The organism is Mucilaginibacter sp. (assembly GCF_965200995.1).
Lineage (GTDB): Bacteria > Bacteroidota > Bacteroidia > Sphingobacteriales > Sphingobacteriaceae > Mucilaginibacter.
The window spans coordinates 1,338,538-1,357,898 of the sequence record NZ_OZ241743.1 but is presented as its reverse complement, the minus strand read 5'-3'; the positions used below and the strand labels follow the sequence as shown (position 1 = coordinate 1,357,898).

The window sequence follows — 19,361 nt, the reverse complement described above, 5'->3', positions numbered from 1 at the left end:
TGTATGCTTCTTTACCCGTTGATATATTTTCTGATGGTATCAGCCATATAATCATAGTGGCTTTCGTTCAACCCCGGCCATACGCCCAGCCAGAAAGACTGGTTCATGATGGTATCGGTGTTCTCTAAACTGCCTACTACCCGGTGGTTAATGCCCTGGTAGGCAGGCTGGCGCAGCAGGTTACCGGCAAACAGCAGGCGGGTACCAATCTTTTGGTCTTCCAGGTGCTGTACCAGCATGTGGCGGTCGGCGGCATCACCCTCACGCAATGTCAGCAAAAAGCCAAACCACGACGGATCACTATTGGGTGTAACTTCAGGCAGAATGAACACTTCCTCAAATTCTTTCATGCGCTCGCGCAGCAAAGCAAAATTTTCCCTTCTTTTAGCAATAAAGCGGTCCAGCTTTTTAAACTGGGTAACACCAAAAGCGGCCTGCATATCGGTTACCTTCAGGTTAAAGCCGATGTGCGAGTAAGTGTACTTGTGGTCATAACCATAAGGCAAGGTACCTAACTGCTGCGAGAAACGGCAGCCGCAGGTATTATCTTTACCCGGCGGGCAGTAGCAATCGCGGCCCCAGTCGCGGAAGCTTTCGGCTACTTTTACCAGTTCAGGGTTGTTCACCACTACAGCGCCGCCTTCACCCATAGTAATGTGGTGGGCCGGGTAGAAGGAAAAGGTAGATATGTCACCAAAAGTGCCGGTCTTTTTACCGTTGTAGGTAGCACCCAATGAATCGCAATCATCCTCTACTACCCAAAGATTATATTGCTTGGCTACGCGCATTACCTCATCCAAATTGAAAGGGTTACCCAGCGTATGGGCAATCATGATGGCTTTGGTTTTAGGGCTGATGGCCTGCTCAATCAGATTTGCGTTGATGTTGTGCGTAGGCACATCCACATCTACAAACACTGGTATAGCACCAAATTGCACCATCGGGTTTACGGTGGTAGGGAAACCGGCCGCTACCGTAATTACCTCATCACCGGGGCGGATAGCCCGATCGCCCAGTTTAGGCGAAGTAAGCGCGTAAAAGGCCACCAGGTTAGCTGATGAGCCGGAATTTACCAACAGCGCTTTTGGCGCGCCAAAGTAGGCGGCAAACTCGGCCTCAAACTGCGCGGCATAGCGGCCGGCTGTCAGCCAGCCATCCAGCGTAGCATCTACACCGGCCAGTATATCATCTTCTTCGATGATTTTGCCGGTTACCGGAATGTAGTTCTTGCCGGCAATAATCTCACGGGTAGTGCCTTGCTTCAGCCGTTCCTGAATATGCTCTATGGTTAAATCCATACTATTGAATGTTTTTTATTAATGTAATTTAAAGAACTGATTGATCTGATGCTGCGTAAAATCATCATCAGGCGTAGTTTGGTTATAGTGATTTTTGTACCAGTCGATGGTCATGCTTACGGCATTAGCTGCACTGGTGGATGGCTTGTAGCCCAGTTCAGCAGTGGCTTTGCTGATGTCCAGCTTTAGCAAACCGGCCTCATGCGGCTGGTTAGGGTTCTGTTCTGCACGGTAGCCTCCCTGGCCCCAGGCATCAATAGCCAGCTCTACCATCTGTTGTACTGTAAGGGTATCATCGGCATCGGGCCCAAAATTATAAGCCTGTGCATAGCGTACCGGCCCGGCAGCCAGTTTGCTGCCTAAAAGCAGGTAAGCCGATAGCGGCTCCAGCACATGCTGCCACGGCCTTACCGAAACCGGGTTGCGGATAATAACTTCGCGGTGCTGACTGATAGCTACTGCAATATCCGGCAGTAAACGGTCTTTACTCCAGTCGCCGCCGCCAATTACATTACCGGCACGGCCAACGGCGATGGCTTTTTGGTGCTCGCTGTATCTGGCTAAGTTGAAAAATGAATTACGGTACGAATCAATTACCAGTTCGGTGCAGGCTTTGCTGGCGCTGTAAGGGTCATAGCCGCCCAGGCGGTCATCTTCGCGGTAAGGGTATACCCATTCGTTATTATGATACACCTTATCCGTAGTAATCATCACCGCTTTGCATTCGCCTTCCAGTTGGCGTATGCCATCCAGCACGTTAGCCGTACCAATGGCATTTACCTCAAAGGTATAAGCCGGTATATCGTATGACAGGCGAACCAGCGGCTGCGCTGCCAAATGGAACACAAAATCGGGCTGAAAAGAAGTAATCTCCTTAATCAGGCGGTCGTGGTCGCGCAAATCAGCAATTACCGATTGGCAAAGGGTGTCGCCATTAATCAGGCTGAACAGGTTTTGATCCTGTTCGGGCGCTAAGGCATAGCCTTTTACTTCGGCACCCAGCATGTGCAAAATCTTAAGCATCCAGGCACCCTTAAAACCGGTATGCCCTGTTAAAAATACTTTTTTACCTCGATAGGTGTTAATAAGCTCTGCTGTCACGGGTTACCAGGTTTTCCATGGGGCGTCGCCCTCGTTCCACATATCGTTCAAATCGAATTTGTCTTTCAGCGTGTCCATTGGTCGCCAGAAATCATGATGCTTGTAAGCCACCATCTGCCCGTCTGAAGCCAGCTTTTCCATCGGGTCTTTTTCCCAAACCGTGCTGTCGCCTTCAATATAGTCAAATACCTGCGGCTCGCATACAAAGTAGCCGCCGTTTATCCAGGAGCCGTCGCCTTTGGGTTTTTCCATGAAAGAGTGCACCTCGTTACCCTCTAAAATATTGAGCGCACCAAAACGGCCGGATGGCTGCACCGACGTAACAGTGCACAGCTTATTATGTTTCTTATGGAACTCCAGTAGTTCGGTGATGTTCACATCGCCTAATCCATCGCCGTAAGTAAACATAAAAGTTTCGTTATTTACGTGCTGCCGGATGCGCTTGATGCGGCCGCCGGTCATCGACGTATCGCCGGTATCTACCAGTGTAATCTTCCAGGGCTCGGCCTGCGAATCATGCACGGTAATGCCATTGGTAGATAAATCAATGGTAACATCTGATTTGTGCAGAAAGTAGTTGGCAAAATACTCCTTAATTACATAGCCTTTGTAGCCCAGGCATACTACGAACTCATTGAAGCCGTAGGAAGAATAGATCTTCATGATATGCCACAGGATAGGCATTCCGCCTACTTCAACCATAGGTTTGGGCTTTACTACGGTTTCTTCTGATAGGCGCGTGCCGAGGCCGCCTGCAAGTAATACTACTTTCATTTATATTGCTATTTTAATATGATCTGTTAGCGGAAAACTGCAGCAAAGCAGGCGCTCATCGGCAGCCAGTTCTTCGGGCAGGGTATCAATACCTATAGTTTTGGTTTCGCCTTCCAGCAATTTGCCTTTGCATAGCAGGCAGGTACCGGTCTGGCAGGAGTAATCCATGCTGATCATGGCATCCAGCCCGGCTTCCAGTATGCTTTTTCCTTTGCTTACTTCAACCTCAACGGGCTGGTTATCTTTTATAAGTTGTACGGTACGGGTTACAATATCCTCAAAAGCAGCAGGGTCTTTTACCAGTTCAAAATCTTCGGTAAATACCCGGCTTTCCGGCAGCCCGGCAGCAGATAACACCTCTTTAACAGACTCCTTTAGCCCTGCAGGGCCGCATATGTAATGATAGGTGTGCTGCACATCGCGCTCTGCGCCCAATACATCAATTACCTTCTGCGGATTGATGCGGCCTTCGATCAGGTACGGGTTGTTGTCTTCTACTACCGCCCGGGTATGAAAATGCCATACGGCCAACTGCCCGGAAAAATTATTTTTAAGCTCGTCAATCGTTTGGCGAAAGATCACACTGTCATGATTACGGTTTCCGTAAACCAGCGTAACGTGTTTGCATAAACGGTTGTGCAAGGCATGTTTGGCAATTGAAATCAGCGGGGTAATGCCGCTGCCTACGCCCCAAAGCACCAGGCTTTGTTCAGCAGGGCTGCTAATAGAATCCAGCGTAAAATCGCCAAGCGGCTGAAATACTTCAAGCATATCATCCGCTTTAACTTTATCCACTATGTGGTTGGAAACCACGCCGCCGGGCACACGCTTAACAGTAATGTTCAGGGTGCTGTCAATACCCGGAGCCGAAGAAAAAGAATAAGGCCTGATGTAGCGGCGGCCGTTGATGTTGAATATAACGGTTAAGTACTGCCCCGGCTGATATTTTACTTTTTTAAGTGCCGGCTGTTTAAAGCACAGGGTAACACAATCAGCCGTTTCCTGAACAACGGACAAAACCTTAAGTGTATATGTATTGCTGATACCCATTAATTTAATACAAATTTGTTGTTATTGCTTAAAAGGCTGTTAAAAACAAGTAAAAAAGCGCGTCATTGCGAGGAACGGGCGCCATCCCCGACAGGTATGGACGCTCTGTAAGTTGAGGATGGCGCCCGTTCCTCGCAATAACGACTGGCAATAGTAATGGTTAGAATCATTTTTAAACAGCTTCTGAGTAACGCTGCTAACTCATTAAGTTTTTATAGAATTTATAAGTTATTAAGCCTACAATGCACAGCAGTTCTGCAAGAAACATGCCTATTAAACCTGCTTTCGATCTGCCTATGGCTTCTTTGGGCAAAGGCAGTATAGGCTGATCAATAATTTGTATTAAAGGTGTTTGCCTTTGTAACGAACCCCGTGCAATGGTTAAATTTTTAATTACCTCGGCGTAAATGGCAGAGGTAGACTGCACATCTATTTGCCGGCGCTGGGCCGGCACCCGCAAAATTTGCATAGCCGGGTTAGGGTTTGGATTATAATCGGCAGCAGCGGCAGTACCGGCGAGGGAAGAATTAAGGGTGCGCCTTAAACTGTCGGCCTGGTGCTGCAGCAATTGCACTACTTCTATTGATCCTTTGGTGCGGGTTTGTACATAAAAGGTGTTTACTGTGTTTACAATACTTTCTGAAAAGGCCTTGGCAAACAGCTCATCGCCCGACTTTACCTTAACGCTGATAATACTTAGTTTTTTATCCGGTTTGCTAACCGTAAGGTACGTTTTGGTAATATCCCCTATAATTCTGCTCATGATGCTGTCATGCGCTATGGTAAACCGTTCCCTGGGAATATCAAAGCTGATGTTTTTCAGCTTGGGCTGCTTGCTCCAGCCTTCGCGCATTTTAGTTAGCGCTATATAGCGGTCAACCAGTAATTTCTGTTTGCCGTTAAAGCTGGCTTTTGTCAGTAAGGCGTTTTCAACCATGTGCCTTGACTGGTATAATTGAATAATATTATCACCCTGAAATAAGCCGCTGCCACCGCCACCCAGATCAATACCAAAAGCAGAGGCTAACGCCGTGTACTGACCTAAGCCACCGCCGGAACTTGAGCCGTCATCCAGTACAAAGGTGTTTTCTGCAGTATAAACAGGCTTTTTATACATGGCGTAGGCTACACCCGCAGCCCCGCCTATAATTATGGCCAACAGCAGAACTTTCCACTTCGTAAGCAGATACCGGCGTGCATTACCGGCTTTAACTACTAAACTTTTGATGGTAACCTCATCGGCGGCCATGGGTGTTGAATATTCAGGAGGGTGCTGCATTTACTTTCTGAGACTAATTAAACCTAAAATAATAGCGCCTAATGAAGCTAAGCCTGTAGTATAGCCTATAACGGTTTGTGCAACGTTGCTTGGTATTTTAACCGGCTCGCGCGGCACAAAAATTTCGCTGCCCGGCTTTACAGACGGGTGTGATTTAAAGAACAGGAACTTGTGCGTAGCCTTTACCGTTCCATTAGGATATACTACGTATGCTCTGCGGGGTATGGCATAAGGTGTATATCCGCCTGCATTGGAAACATAACCTTTAAAAGATTTGCCGCTGCTGTATACCACAGCACTTGGGTATAGTACTTCGCCGTTTATACGTACAATCTGCTGCCTTTTGGGTATTCTGAGTACGTCCCTGTCTTCCAAAAGCAAATCAGACCCGGAGCCCGGTGATGAAATTATATCTTTTAAATCGATACCTACATTGTTGTTTCTGTAGCCAGGCGTACCGCTGATTTGCTCCAGCCTGTCAAGCTGCCCCCGGCGTTCACGTGCTATAGCCGCTGTATCTGCACGGCTTGGGTCAATGCCCAGAATACTACTGTTCAAACGTTTAAGCGTACCCCCGTCCGCATCTGCTGATGCAGTAAGACCACCGGCACGTTTAATCAGGTCAGAAATCTTTTCGTTCTTGCGCTCAATAGTATACACACCCGGGTAAAGCACTTCGCCTTCTACGCTTACAGTACGCTGTGTTTCATATCCGGGTAACTGGTAAATGGAAACCACGTCAAACGGTCTCAGTACAAAGTTGCCCTGCTCCGGTGTAAGGCGGCCATTGATGTTAATACTGTATACCTGCGCTACTTTAGTGCTTTTAGAAAGCGGGTCGGCATCGGTTACCCGGCGGGCAACTTCAAGCCGGCGGGTACTGGCGCCTTCGGGCAAGCCCCCTGCCCTGATGATCAGATCCTCCACCCGCATACTATCTGCATACGGGTAAGTGCCGGGGCTTCTTACGCCGTTTATAATTACAGAGTATTGATCCCTTAAATCAAAGATGGAAGGAATGGTAACCACATCCTCACGCTGCAATGCAATATCACTCACCTTGTTAACCACATCCCTTACGTTAAAGGCAATACTTTCGGTGGTATTATCGGGTTTAAGGCGCACAATGGTACCGCGGTTCATAAAGGCATCTTCACGCAAACCGCCAGCCTTTGCAATTAACTGCGATAAGGTTAAGCCCTTGCTCAATTCAAAAACGCCGGGCCTGAAAACCGCACCCTGAACCAGTAACTGGTTTTCAACCCGGTTCAGTATCTGCCCAACTACAAACTGGTCGCCGCGCAGGGGCCTGTAGGTATCAAAATCATTTTCCTGAATGTCGGTAAGGCGGCGCTGCTCGTCAACAATCTGCGATACCTGAACGCGGGCCGTATAAGCAGCATCGGTAAAACCGCCAGCAAATCTGATCACATCGCGCAGTGTTTCGCCGGGCAGCACCTCAAAATAAGCCGGTATCTTAACCTGGCCTGTTAATGAAACGCGGGTTTTATAGGTAGGCACATAAATAATATCCTGGTCGCGCAAGCCGATATTGCCCTTCTGATTTCCGGTAGTTAAGAAATCATAAATATCCAGCCTGCGGACAATGCGCCCGTTGCGGATGATCTGAATATCTCTGAATGTGCCATTTACACCAGGGCCGCCTGCGGCGTATAGTGCATTAAATGCAGTGGCTAAAGAACTAAGCGTATAGGTACCCGGCTTTGCCAGTTGGCCCGACATGATTATTTTAATACTGCGGATATCGCCCAGGGTTACCTGTACGCTGGTACCGCGGCCAATTGCATAATTATTGGCCGCCAGTTTAGCTTTGATAGATGAAGTGGCCTGCTCAATGGTTTGGCCTGCCACATTAAGTATGCCTACCCCGGGAATATTAATGCTGCCCTCGGGAGATACATTGAGTTTCCAGTTAACCAGGGAGTTGCCATATACATTAACATTCAGCTGGTCATTGGGGCCTAATACATAATTTACCGGTGTAGGCAAGTTCAAATTGGGTTCAAAGGTTAAATTGTTATTTGAAAACAAATCTGCACCAAAAACAGGAAGCTGCAGTGATGCAAAGGGGTTTACCTGTTTTACCGGGGTGGATAATGAATCGGTTTGGTTGCTTAAGCTGCGTTTGGTAACCACAGTGGCCGGGTCGGTAACGGTAGCTTGCTGGCTTCTTATAATAGCAATGCGGCTGCTTAACTTGCCGGCTTCCGAAGCAGGCAAACCCCGCTGGCGGGCTTGGGCTACTACCTGTTCGTCTGTTAGGCCGCTTGTTTTCGCCTGTTGCATCAATTGGCTCAATTGCTGGTCAGAAAGCTGGTCAACACTAAGCGTTGACAGGTTTTTTGCATCCAATTGTGCCAGTGCAGGGTGACTTACAGCCACAAAGAAGAGTAGTGATACCATCACTACACGAAATAGAAATTTATTCATAAGCAGGGTTACATGCAAGTAATTTATGAGGTTTTATAAGGGCAAAAAAAATACAAGCCTTGTTTAGCAAGAGGTTGCCCTTAAGTTATGGGCGCAAATATAATCTTTTATAATAAAGATAATTTTATCAACATTAAATGAAAGTTATTCGTGCAGGGTTTAGCTAAGTTTTGCACAATTTGTAATTGAGCTTTTCTACGATATATCAGAACCGCTTGTTTAATTATTTGAACAAATTGTATAGAAATAGAGTCAGGTGTAACAAATATTAAATAGATAATGGTTAGCCTCCATAATATAGAGGGGAGTGCCAGCTATGTATTTGTGGATAAATTTCATTCAAATACTAAGAAAAAAATTTTCCTAATACAATACTTTAAATAAAGTACATGATTAACGTATTATTGGATTTATATTTGCAGTGCCATAGGAAAGCGAAAATTGCAAAACATTTAGATTTTTTTTTTGAATTGTGCAATTAAGATATTGTTAAACTAATTGTCTGCTAATGCCCTACCGTTACTCCAAATATCTTCCCGGTTTTACATTAATATGCGATTTGTTACTGCTTAATATAGCACTATATAATCCTGTATATGTATCACTGAACAGTTATAGCAGTGCAGGTTCAGGCCCGCAGTTCATCCTGCTGATAAATATTATATGGATTGTTCTGGCGCCGCTTTCTAACGCTTATCATATTCCGCGTCCGCTTAAATTAAAAGATAACCTGAATAAGTTTTTTCAGACTATCCTTTACCATTTACTGATCACCTTTAGTTGCATTTACTTTTTAGATATCTATCAGGTTTCAGCTGAAAAGCTGTTTTTTACTTATACCATTTTTATAGCGCTGGTTATATTTCAGCGGATTTGCCTTTCCCTGTTTTTAGATTACATCCGCAAGCAGGGTTACAATGCCCGTAATATTTTAATTTTAGGAGAAGACAATATTGCTTCCCGCTTAGCTTCATATTTTTCAACCCACCGCGAATATGGCTACGATGTAATTGATACCAGCTTAGGCGATGATTGCGCTTCACTTTCTGAAGAGGAACTGACCCAGCGCCTTATGGCCAAAAATCCATATGAGATTTTTATCTGTTATAAAAATATGGATGAAGTGCTGCTTAACTTCTTTATTCAGTTTGGTGAACTGAACGGGGTAAAGATAAAAGTAGTATCGGACCTGATGCTGACAAACGCTTACGCTAAGCTGGTAAATTACGATAACCTGCCGGTATTGCAAGTGCGTGCGGGTCAGGCAATGGACCGCCGGATAAGATTAGCAAAGCGAGGGTTTGATGTAGCGTTCTCTACTACTTTGATGCTGGTAGGCTCGCCGGTATTTTTTACGATATATTTAACTACACGTTTAACTTCTAAAGGACCGGTGTTTTACCGCCAGGAACGTGTAGGGCTTAATGGTAAGCCATTTAAGATTATCAAGTTCAGGAGTATGTATACTGATGCGGAAAAGATGGGGCCGCAACTGTCTAAAGATAATGATCCGCGTATTACCAAATGGGGCCGTGTAATGCGTAAAACCCGTTTGGATGAGTTGCCTCAGTTTTGGAACGTATTAAAAGGGGATATGTCTATTGTAGGGCCACGGCCGGAACGGGAACATTTTATTCAGCAAATTTCTGAAAAAACCCCTCACTACAAGGATTTGCTGAAAATTAAGCCAGGCATTACCTCTATTGGCCAGGTACAATATGGTTACGCTGAAAACGTAGAGCAAATGTGCGACCGTATGCATTACGACTTGCAATACTTAGAAAATATTACATTAAATTCTGATCTTAACATCATCTTTAAAACTGTTAAGGTGATGATACAGGGTAAAGGAAAATAAACGAACAAGGGCGGTTAATTATAACCGCCCTTGTTCGTTTATAAGCTAATTTGTCCCTTAAATACCTGCACAGCCGGCCCTTCCAGGTAAATGCTGCTAAACGTTTCTCCATTATACTCAAACTTAATGTTCAGGTTGCCGCCTAATACCTTTACAGGAGTACTTATGCTGCCGGTTTGATGGTTGTGCCGGGCCATTGCCAAAGCTACCGCAGTAGCGCCTGTACCACAGGCGTAAGTTTCATCTTCAACACCCCGCTCATAAGTGCGTACTGCATATCCCTGCACTGCCGGTTCTGCAAAATTAACGTTAATGCCCTCTTTGCTGTAAGTGCTGTTATTGCGTATGGTCTTACCTTCGTGGTAAACATCCTTTTCTGACAGCTTTGTGGTTAGTTGTACAAAATGCGGCGAACCGGTATTTAAAACATACGCCGCCCCGTCAGTACTGATTTCATTTACATCAATCATTTGCAGACTTACCCAGTCGCCGCTTTCAGAAATTGTGGCATAGTGCGGGCCATCTACTGCCAAAAAGTTAGTTTGGGTACCAATGATACCTAAAAACCTGGCAAAGGCTACTATACAACGGCCCCCATTGCCACACATACTGCTGGGCTTGCCATCGGCATTGTAGTAAACCATCTCAAAATCGTATCCTTCTTTCTCCTGTAAAAACATAATACCATCGCCACCTATGCCAAAACGGCGGTTGCAGAGGCGGCTTATTAATTCTGGTTGCCGATGGTTAACAGGGGAGGTGCGGTTATCAATCATGATAAAGTCATTACCAGCACCCTGGTATTTGAAAAAAGATATATCCATTGAACTTTTCCTTCTTAAAACAGTCAAAAATGAGTTGAAGCAGTACCTTTAGCTGGTGGTTTTGCTGCAAAGATAAGTTTAACATTTTTTAACAGAAAGGCAGATAACTTATTGTTGTTCGCATCGTCTATATGGTATTAAATTTGACTAATTAAAGTACAAACAAGTAAACAAGGAAAATTATAATATGAGAAAGATTGGTTTAACGTTATTAACCGCATTTGTGGGCGGTGCCATGGCGCTGGGCACATATAAGGTTTTCGAGAAGAAGGAAGCCGATAATATGACCTTTGAGCAGCGCCAGGGTGCTTACTTTGCAAGCAACCGGATGCCGGCCGTTACCTCATCGGCAGGTACCGAAGATTTTACCCAGGCTGCCGCCGCGGTAACTCCGGCGGTAGTATACATCCGTACTACCTATTCATCTTCTTCACAGGGCAGCGACAGCCGCCGCGATCCGTTTGAGGATTTGTTTGGCGAAATGTTCGGGCAGCGCAGCCGCCCTCAGCAGCGTACCCCGCAACGCGCTTCGGGCTCAGGCGTAATTATTTCTACCGATGGTTATATTGTTACCAATAACCACGTGGTGGAGAAAGCCAGTGATATTGATGTAACCATGAATGATCACCGCCATTTTAAAGCCAAAGTAATTGGTACTGATCCAAACACCGATTTGGCCTTAATTAAAATTACAGCCACTAACTTACCTATTGTTAAATTAGGTAACTCTGATGATGTACGGGTAGGTGAGTGGGTGCTGGCAGTAGGTAACCCTTTTAACTTAACTTCTACCGTTACTGCCGGTATTGTGAGTGCCAAAGGCCGTGGCCTAAATTTAATTGGCCGCAGCGATGAGGAGGAAAATCCTTTCAACCGTACTCAGAATGCCGCACCGCGTGTAAATCGTGCCATTGAATCGTTTATTCAAACCGATGCGGCTATTAACCCCGGCAACAGTGGCGGGGCGCTGGTAAATACCCGCGGCGAGCTGGTAGGTATCAACTCCGCTATTGCTTCGCACACTGGTTCTTATGAAGGTTACGGCTTTGCCATCCCGATTAACCTGGCCAAAAAGGTACTGAATGATATTGAGCATTTTGGTTCGGTGAAACGTGGTTATGTAGGCGTGAGCTTTAGTGATTTAAGCGACCCTGACCAGGCTGCTGCCGTGAAAAGCGACAGAGGTTCGGGCTTGTTTGTTAACGATGTAATTGCAGGCAGCGGCGCTGCGCAGGCTGGAATTAAGACTGGCGACATTATTACCAAGGTTGAAGGGAACACCGTTAATGAGTCATCAGATTTACAGGAGCGTGTGGGCCGCTTGCAGCCAGGCGACAAAATCAGCCTGACTTACCTGCGCGGTGGTGCAGAAAAGACTGTAAACGTTACCCTGCATGCCGATGCTGCCTTAGCTAACCGTACTGCTGCTGTATCAAAATCAGCAGAAGAGCTGTACAATAAACTGGGTGCAGGTTTCCAGCCGCTTACGCCGGCTCAAAAAGCCAAGTTCCATGTTAATTCGGGCGTGGTGGTAACGCAGGTGCGCCAGGGCGGATTTTTTGATGATACCGAAATACCGGTAGGCACCGTAATTACCAATATTAACAAGCAGCCGGTAAATAGTACCGCTGATATTGATAAAGCCATTACCAACCTGTACAATGGCCAGATTATTCTGCAGGGCTACTACCCGGATGGTACCCGGTTTAACAGTACTTTTGATGTAAGATAAGCTCAAAAGAATTCTTATAAAATGCCCGGCACGTATATATGCCGGGCATTTTTGTTGGATAGGCATACCTGTTCAGCAACAGGCATAGTGCTTTTGCACCTGCCTTATTGAAAAGGGCAGCTATAAGGCGGCTTTACTCGTAAATGCTAAGTTTGCTGCGCAGTTGCCTCACGTCTTGCTGCAGCGTTTGCATACGGTCAAGCAAATGGCTGATGGCTTCGATACCCGCTAAATTTATATCCAAATCCTGGTGTAAACGCACCATGCGCTCCAGCCGTGGTAATTCATGATGCGGAATCATGGTGGTTTGATTGATGGTGGTTACCTGCAACAGACCCGCCTCATTTAATGAGCTGATAAAAGTATATTCGATCTGATGGTAGCCGCAAAACTCTTGTGCAGCTACAAATTGTTCGTTTTCCATAGCTTTAAAATATTATGATGGTAAGGCAGCCAGTTGCTTAAACAGCTCTTTTTGCTCATCAGTAAGTTGGGTAGGCAGCTGTACGTCATAGGTTAAATACAAATCCCCAAATTCATTATCCCTTTTATACACCGGGAAGCCTTTGCCTTTCAGCTTTACTTTACTGTTATTGGGTGTTTCGGGTTTTACCTTAAGTTTTACCTGCCCGTTAAGGGTATCTATGGTTAACTCTCCGCCCAGTATGGCAGTATATAAATCAATCGGCACCGTACGATATAAATCATTTCCGCTGCGTTTAAAACGGGCATCTTCGGCAATAGTGAAGGTGATATATAAATCACCGGCAGGGCCGTTGTTGGCACCGGGGCCGCCATGCCCTGCTATTTTAATGGTTTGCCCGTTTTCTACTCCTGCGGGTATGTTAATACGAATGTTCTTGCCGTTTACGGTTAACGTTTGCTTGTGGGTTTCTGATGCCTGCTGTAAACTGAGCTGAAGTTCGGCATTAAAATCCTGGCCCCGGTAACGGGCCTGCCTGCCGCCGCGGCTTCCGCCGCCACCCATGCCACCAAACATGGATTGAAAGAAATCGGAGAAATCGCCACCGGCATCGCCATAAGATTCATTAGCGTAACCGCCGCCGGGGCCGCCGCTGTATTGCTGGCTTTGCTGCTGCCGTTGTGCCTGCTCATAAGCTTCGCCATGCTGCCAGTGCTCGCCGTACTGGTCATATTTTTTGCGCTTTTCAGAGTCGCTTAATACCTCGTTGGCTTCGTTTACCTGCTGAAATTTTTTGTTGGCTTCCGCATCATCAGGGTTCAGGTCCGGATGATATTTGCGTGCCAGCTTACGGTAGGCGCTCTTAATATCCTTATCCGGCGCACTCTTGCCTACGCCTAAAACTTCGTAATAATCTATAAAGGCCATAAGGGTTTAATCTCTTTACTGCAGTGTTAACAACCATCTGGCAGAGATAGTTGTAAAAATCTAATGATCTGTTAATTAACAGCAAATTATACAGGTTAAATATAAAACAGGCGTACACATAGGGTGTTATTTACACTGATAATAAAATTTTAATTCAACAGTTTAAGATAAGATGCCCGACCAAGAATATCCTCCTGTTTCAGAACTATATAAGGTAACCCGCGGCCAGATTGAGCATTATGATAATGCCATCAACAGCCGTGTGATATGGCTGTCTATCGGCCAGTCGTTCTTTTTTAATGTGTATGCCATGCTGGTAACTGCCAAAGCGCCCACCCCGCAGTTGATGGAAAAGCAAAAAATGCTGGCTATTATTTTCCCCATAGCTGCCCTCATTGTGGCCATATTTACGTTTATTGACGTGTTTGCAGGGCTGATATACCTGCGTAAACTAAGGTTAAATTACAAAGAAGCCACTAACGGCAGTTCCGGTGAAAAACCTTACCCTATGCTTAACGGCAATAAATTTGACCGTAGCTTTCAACGGGTATCGCCAGTGGTAATTTCACTGGTATTTATCTTTACCTGGCTGTATCTGTTGCTGTATGACCACAAGATTTTTTAGTGGTTTGTAAGCGGCTAAAGGCCGCCTCGACCGCAGGGAGTAATGCGTAAGCCGGCAATTAATAGTCTCTCCTTTTGGAAGATAGGGGGGTATACGCCGGTTAAGCAAAAAGGAGGCCCCAAATTATATCATGGGTGCAGAGACCCCTCTCTGGCCTCCCGAGGGAGGGCAGGTAGCTAAACACGCTTAAAAGAAGCAGTCCTTATATCGCTTGCCAGATAGCATCCGTAAACCAGTGGCGGCTGTCGATAAAGCAGGCGGTGGTTTCAAAGCCGGCTTCAGTACCCAGCGCCTTTACATCCTTAAGGCTGTACTTTTGCGATACTTCCATAAAGATATATTCATCCTGCTCAAAATGAATAGTAGTATCGCCTATATGCACTTCCTGTTGCTGCAGGCTGATGAGGTAACTATTGCAGGAGCCGGTTGCAGGATCATAAGCAGGGTAATGCTCAAATTGATCTAAGTCAAAATCGGCATTCAACTCCCGGTTCATGCGGGTAAGCAGGTTAAGGTTAAACTGGCGGGTAATGCCCTGTTTATCGTTATAAGCGGCCAATATGGTTTTCGGGTTCTTTTTTAAATCTACACCAATCAGCACCCGGTCGCCTGTGGAAAGGTGGCTTCTGAGTTCCCGGCAAAAAGCTTCAGCTTCGGCTACCGGCATGTTGCCCACATTAGAACCCAGGAACAGCACTACCTTGCGGCGGTCAGACAGTTGTGCCGCCTTCTTCAGCATATCAAAGTAATCACCGTTCAGTCCATTAATTTCGAGTCCGGGCAGGGCCGCCGGCAGGGCTGCGTTTAAATAAGTGATGGTGTTGGCCGAAATATCAATAGGCATGTAGGTAAACTTTGCCTTTTGCTGTAGCAGGTAGCGCAGCAGGTGAGTAGATTTTGTAGCATCCCCGGCCCCTAACTCTATCAAATCGAAAGGACTGCCATCAGCTATGACGGACGCGCATATCTCGCGGGTTTGCTGCGTAAATATTTCCAGTTCGCAATTGGTTGGGTAATATTCGGGGCAATCCATAATCTGCTGAAACAGCTTATCGCCTGTGGCATCATAAAAATATTTGGATTGCAGGTGCTTGGGCGATGCCTGCAGGCCGGCAATTACATCTTTATAAAATTGGGTGTTCTGGATAGTATGATTCAAGGTTTCGGTGTTCATTATGGTAACAGGTAGATGTTAAAAACTTTAAAACTAATACAAAACACTTCATTGCCAGGAACGGGCGCCATCTCTCTTCACCTTACACTATCAAGGCGTTGAAAGATGGCGCCCCTTCCTCGCAATGACGCACGAAGTTAAAAGTTTGTATAAATCATATTAATAATTGAATTATTTAGCCAAACGTACGCCCGTAAACTGCCAGCGCAGGTGCGGGTGAAAAAAGTTACGGTAGGTAATACGGCTATGGTTGGGCGGAGTAACTTCCGAGGCGCCGCGTAATACCTTTTGGTTCACCATAAACTTGCCGTTATACTCGCCTATGGCGCCCGGCGCCTTGCTGAAACCGGGGTAGGGCAGATAGGCGCTCTCCGTCCACTCCCAGCTTTTGCCCCAGCTGAATTGCGTTGCTGCGGCTTCCCATTCAAACTCGGTAGGCAGGCGCATACCTTTCCACGAGGCATAGGCATAAGCCTCATAATAGCTGATGTGCTGTACCGGATCATTATCATTTAAAGGTTGCAGGCCGGTATAGGTATAATTATGCCAGGCTTCGTCAATTAAATGCCAGTACAGGGGCGATGTTACCTGGTTTTTGTTCACCCAGTCCCATGCCTCGGCATGCCAGTACCTGAAATCCTGGTAACCGCCGGCATTGATAAATTCCGAATACTCCGCATTGGTAACCAGGCTGCGGCTGATTTCATAGGCATTCAGATAAACCTTATGCCGGTTCAGCTCATTATCAAAATGAAAACCTTCGCCGGTAAAGCCAATTTCATATATACCTTCGGGTATATTTACAAAACCTTCGCCTTGCTCTGCTTTCGGCGAAACATAATCATGCTTGTAAGCCGGAAACAATGGGTTGTGGCCGAGGATGTACTTAATATCCGTCATCAGCAGTTCTTGGTGCTGCTCCTCATGGTATAAGCCTAAAACAAACAGTTCCTCAACTTTGGGAGATGGCGGGCTGCATAAAAACTTACCTATCGCTTCATCCACATACTCGCGGTAGCGATAGACATCGGCAACCGTCGGGCGGCTCAGGTTGCCCCGGTCGGTACGGATAACACGGGCGCCTACTGTTTCGTAATAGCTGTTAAACACATAGTTATATTCCGCATTGTATTCCTGATAGCCCATAAAATAAGGCTTCAGGATAAAGGTTTCGAAAAACCAGGTAGTGTGCCCGATGTGCCACTTGGGCGGACTTACATCCGCTACCGGCTGCACCACATAATCTTCGGTTTGCAGGGGGCTGCATATATTTTCCGAGCGCTTACGCACGGTGAGGTATTTTTCTAATAAAGTCATTACGATTTCTTATTCAAAAACTGCCTGAGATTGGAAATTGTTTTGATGCCCAGCGTATTTGCCTGCTGCTGCCGCATCATTAAAGCATACGAATTATTAAAGCCAATAGGTTTTAGCCAGCGGATGTGATACTGCTTTGTAAAAGCGGTTTTAACATACTGATAAGTGGCATTCTTATCATGTGTCAGGCGTTCAACGGTTGGGGCATCCGGCTGTAGTAGTACCAGTAAGCCGGTGCCGGTGTACTCAGGGTAAAAGTCGATCTGCTTGTTGGTTAAGGCATCAAAACAGATTTTAGTGCCGCCCAGCCCGGTTTTAGCTACGGTATTGTAATTAGTATATCCCTTGATCAGCATACTGTATATGCCGGCCAGAATGTACTGCTCGCCAAATATCTTAGAGCCGATGCGCACCGTACCGGCATTGCCGTTACGGCTGGGTTTGTATAAATGATGCGCCACCAAAAAATCCTTAGCCACCCGCTCGGGCGACTGGTGCAGGTAGTCCGTCCGGTAGTTCATCTCCGTCATGGCCGAATCGGTGATCTGCCCGGCCAGCAGGTTCAGCGTTCTTTCCAAATCAGGAAAGCGTTTTAAGGCTTCTTCGTTGATAATGGGGGCTGCATAATAGGGCGGAAAGATATATTTATCATCCTGCAATACGGTTAAATGATAAGCCTTCAGCCGCCCGTCGGTGGAGTAGCCGCTGATCACATCCAGCTGCTTTTCGTAAGCGGCTTTGTACATCACGGCATCGTTAATCACGATGGTATGGATGTTCAGGTGATATTTGTTCCGCAGGCCCAGGTCGCCGTCCTGCCTGCCCATAAACTCGGGCGTAAAGCCGGCGGTTAGCTTGCTGCCGTAGGCAGAAGGAACAAGGTAGAAGGTGCACAATATAAGTGTGGCTATACCGAATGTATACAGCGCAGGTTTCAGCTTTTTAATGTTCAGCTTTTGCAGCCGCGAAAGCAGGAAGTCGAACAATACCGCCAGGCAGGCTGCCGGAATAGCCCCGGCCAAAATCATGTTGGTATTATTAAGCGAGATGCCGCCGAAGATGAACTCGCCCAAACCGCCTGCGGCAATGTAAGAAGCCAGGGTAGCCACGCCCACGTTAATTACGGTTGCAGTGCGTATGCCGGCTAATATGACCGGCATAGCCAATGGTAATTCTACGCGGGTAAGCACCTGCCGGGCCGTCATGCCCATGGCTATGGCTGCCTCTTTAATGGTACCATCAATACCTGTAATGCCGGTGTAGGTATTGCGGATGATGGGCAGCAGGGCATACAGGAATAAGGCCACAATAGCCGGTTTGGCCCCAATGCCCAGCAGCGGTATCATAAAGCCCAATAGAGCGATGCTCGGTATGGTTTGCAGCACACCTGCTATACCCAGCACCGTGCCGGAAAATTTTCTGCGCCGGGCAATCCAGATGCCTAAAGGCAGGCCGACAATAACCGCCAGTAAAAGGGAAATAAAGGTAAGGCCTATATGCTCCAGCGTTTGCACGGCCAGTTTATCGCGCTCCTGGTACATAAACTGAAACAGGCTTTGTTGCGGCTCACTCATGCCGGATGCTGAATTTGATATTGATGAAAGGCAGATATTAGCTGCTCAAAAGTTACGGTTTTTTTCTGATGCTGTTCGTTTTCAATTTGCAGGGTACCTGTGCCGCTTTCCTTCAATTGTTCGAGGGCCGCCCAAACACTTTGCTGCGCTGGCAGGGCAGGGCGGTTATCGGTATCGCCATCGGGCAGATGGGCCCAGATATCGTTCAGCTTAATGGCCTTAAATTCCAACTGTAGCCGCTGCGCCTGCAAAAAGTCCTTTACAAATGGGATAGCGGGTTTAAAAAGCAGTTCGGCAGGGGTACCGGTTTGTACAATGCGGCCTTCATCCATCAGGCAAATGCGGTCGGCCAGTTCAAAGGCTTCCTGCACATCGTGGGTTACCATTACAATGGTTTTGCGCTTCAGTTCATCCAGTTGCTTAAATTCCTGCTGAATTTTTGAACGGGTAATGGTATCTAATGCCCCAAAGGGTTCATCCATTAGCAGCACCGGGGCATCAGCCATTAAAGCCCGTGCCAGGCCTACCCGCTGCTGCTGTCCGCCGCTAAGCTGGCCGGGATATTTGTTCAGGAAATCGGCAGGCAAGTGCAGCTTTTCCAATAGTTCGGCCATGCGGCTTTGCGCCTTTTGGTCGTCCCATTTTAAAAGCCTGGGCACCACACTAATATTCTCGGCCACCGTGTAATGCGGAAACAGGCCGTTGTTCTGCAGCACATAGCCAATGCTGCGCCGCAATTCTTCGGGTGGCTGGCTGCCAATAGCTTTGCCATTGATGGTAATGTTGCCGCTGTCCGGCTCAATCAGCCGGTTCAGCATTTTTAGCGTGGTGGTTTTGCCGCAGCCGCTGGTGCCCAGCAAGATCAGGTTCTCCTGTTCGGCCACCTCAAAGCTGATATCGTTAACCGCTTTGGTGCTGCCATATTGCTTCACCAGGTGCTCCGCTTTAATCAT

At 46.8% G+C, this 19,361-nt stretch carries 16 protein-coding genes; 3 read left to right on the top strand and 13 right to left on the bottom strand.

The annotated features are described in order from the left end of the window. Window positions 1-11 precede the first annotated feature (11 nt). The 6 genes from rfbH to ACY652_RS06435 form a co-directional block, all read right to left on the bottom strand. Complete coding sequence (rfbH, locus tag ACY652_RS06460) at window positions 12-1,298, bottom strand: lipopolysaccharide biosynthesis protein RfbH (RefSeq protein WP_462267217.1); 1,287 nt, start codon at window positions 1,296-1,298, stop codon at window positions 12-14. Window positions 1,299-1,316: 18 nt separating this feature from the next. Continuing rightward, window positions 1,317-2,399 (bottom strand): CDP-glucose 4,6-dehydratase, encoded by a 1,083-nt coding sequence (gene rfbG, locus ACY652_RS06455; protein WP_462267216.1) that lies wholly within the window; start codon window positions 2,397-2,399, stop codon window positions 1,317-1,319. Window positions 2,400-2,402: 3 nt separating this feature from the next. Then, window positions 2,403-3,173: a glucose-1-phosphate cytidylyltransferase gene (gene rfbF / locus ACY652_RS06450; protein WP_462267215.1), complete on the bottom strand. Its 771-nt coding sequence runs from the start codon at window positions 3,171-3,173 to the stop codon at window positions 2,403-2,405. Then, window positions 3,174-4,190: an FAD-binding oxidoreductase gene (locus ACY652_RS06445; RefSeq protein ID WP_462267214.1), complete on the bottom strand. Its 1,017-nt coding sequence runs from the start codon at window positions 4,188-4,190 to the stop codon at window positions 3,174-3,176. It lies immediately after the preceding gene. 229 nt (window positions 4,191-4,419) lie between these two features. After that, the gene (locus ACY652_RS06440; RefSeq protein WP_462267213.1) at window positions 4,420-5,502 is read right to left on the bottom strand and encodes a lipopolysaccharide biosynthesis protein; all 1,083 of its coding nucleotides are present in this window, start codon (window positions 5,500-5,502) and stop codon (window positions 4,420-4,422) included. Continuing rightward, a complete protein-coding gene (locus ACY652_RS06435) occupies window positions 5,503-7,953 on the bottom strand; it encodes an SLBB domain-containing protein (RefSeq protein WP_462267212.1) in 2,451 nt (816 codons plus the stop codon). Window positions 7,954-8,461: 508 nt separating this feature from the next. Here ACY652_RS06435 and ACY652_RS06430 point away from each other — a divergent pair. Beyond that, a complete protein-coding gene (locus tag ACY652_RS06430) occupies window positions 8,462-9,811 on the top strand; it encodes a sugar transferase (RefSeq protein ID WP_462267211.1) in 1,350 nt (449 codons plus the stop codon). 38 nt (window positions 9,812-9,849) lie between these two features. On the opposite strand, the gene dapF is transcribed toward ACY652_RS06430, so the two are convergent. Then, window positions 9,850-10,635, bottom strand: coding sequence for a diaminopimelate epimerase (gene dapF, locus ACY652_RS06425; RefSeq protein ID WP_462267210.1), 786 nt, complete (start codon window positions 10,633-10,635; stop codon window positions 9,850-9,852). 187 nt (window positions 10,636-10,822) lie between these two features. On the opposite strand from dapF, the gene ACY652_RS06420 reads away from it, so the two are divergent. Beyond that, window positions 10,823-12,367: a Do family serine endopeptidase gene (locus ACY652_RS06420; RefSeq protein WP_462267209.1), complete on the top strand. Its 1,545-nt coding sequence runs from the start codon at window positions 10,823-10,825 to the stop codon at window positions 12,365-12,367. Between the two features lie 133 nt (window positions 12,368-12,500). Here the strand turns inward: ACY652_RS06420 and ACY652_RS06415 are convergent, their stop codons facing one another. Beyond that, a complete protein-coding gene (locus ACY652_RS06415; protein ID WP_462267208.1) occupies window positions 12,501-12,791 on the bottom strand; it encodes a chaperone modulator CbpM in 291 nt (96 codons plus the stop codon). A gap of 12 nt (window positions 12,792-12,803) precedes the next feature. Next, entirely contained in the window at window positions 12,804-13,718 is a 915-nt protein-coding gene (locus ACY652_RS06410; protein WP_462267207.1) for a DnaJ C-terminal domain-containing protein, read from the bottom strand. Window positions 13,719-13,890: 172 nt separating this feature from the next. Here ACY652_RS06410 and ACY652_RS06405 point away from each other — a divergent pair, with 172 nt between their 5' ends. After that, on the top strand, window positions 13,891-14,343 hold the full coding sequence (locus tag ACY652_RS06405) for a hypothetical protein (protein WP_462267206.1): 453 nt from the start codon (window positions 13,891-13,893) through the stop codon (window positions 14,341-14,343). 202 nt (window positions 14,344-14,545) lie between these two features. Here the strand turns inward: ACY652_RS06405 and egtD are convergent, their stop codons facing one another. The 4 genes from egtD to ACY652_RS06385 all read right to left on the bottom strand — a co-directional run bounded on the left by egtD (window position 14,546) and on the right by ACY652_RS06385 (window position 19,361). Continuing rightward, window positions 14,546-15,517, bottom strand: coding sequence for an L-histidine N(alpha)-methyltransferase (gene egtD, locus ACY652_RS06400; protein WP_462267205.1), 972 nt, complete (start codon window positions 15,515-15,517; stop codon window positions 14,546-14,548). 171 nt (window positions 15,518-15,688) lie between these two features. Continuing rightward, on the bottom strand, window positions 15,689-16,834 hold the full coding sequence (gene egtB / locus ACY652_RS06395) for an ergothioneine biosynthesis protein EgtB (protein WP_462267204.1): 1,146 nt from the start codon (window positions 16,832-16,834) through the stop codon (window positions 15,689-15,691). Further along, a complete protein-coding gene (locus ACY652_RS06390; RefSeq protein ID WP_462267203.1) occupies window positions 16,834-18,408 on the bottom strand; it encodes an ABC transporter permease/substrate-binding protein in 1,575 nt (524 codons plus the stop codon). Before ACY652_RS06390 ends, egtB begins: the two co-directional genes overlap by 1 nt. Then, window positions 18,405-19,361, bottom strand: coding sequence for an ABC transporter ATP-binding protein (locus ACY652_RS06385; protein ID WP_462267202.1), 957 nt, complete (start codon window positions 19,359-19,361; stop codon window positions 18,405-18,407). Before ACY652_RS06385 ends, ACY652_RS06390 begins: the two co-directional genes overlap by 4 nt.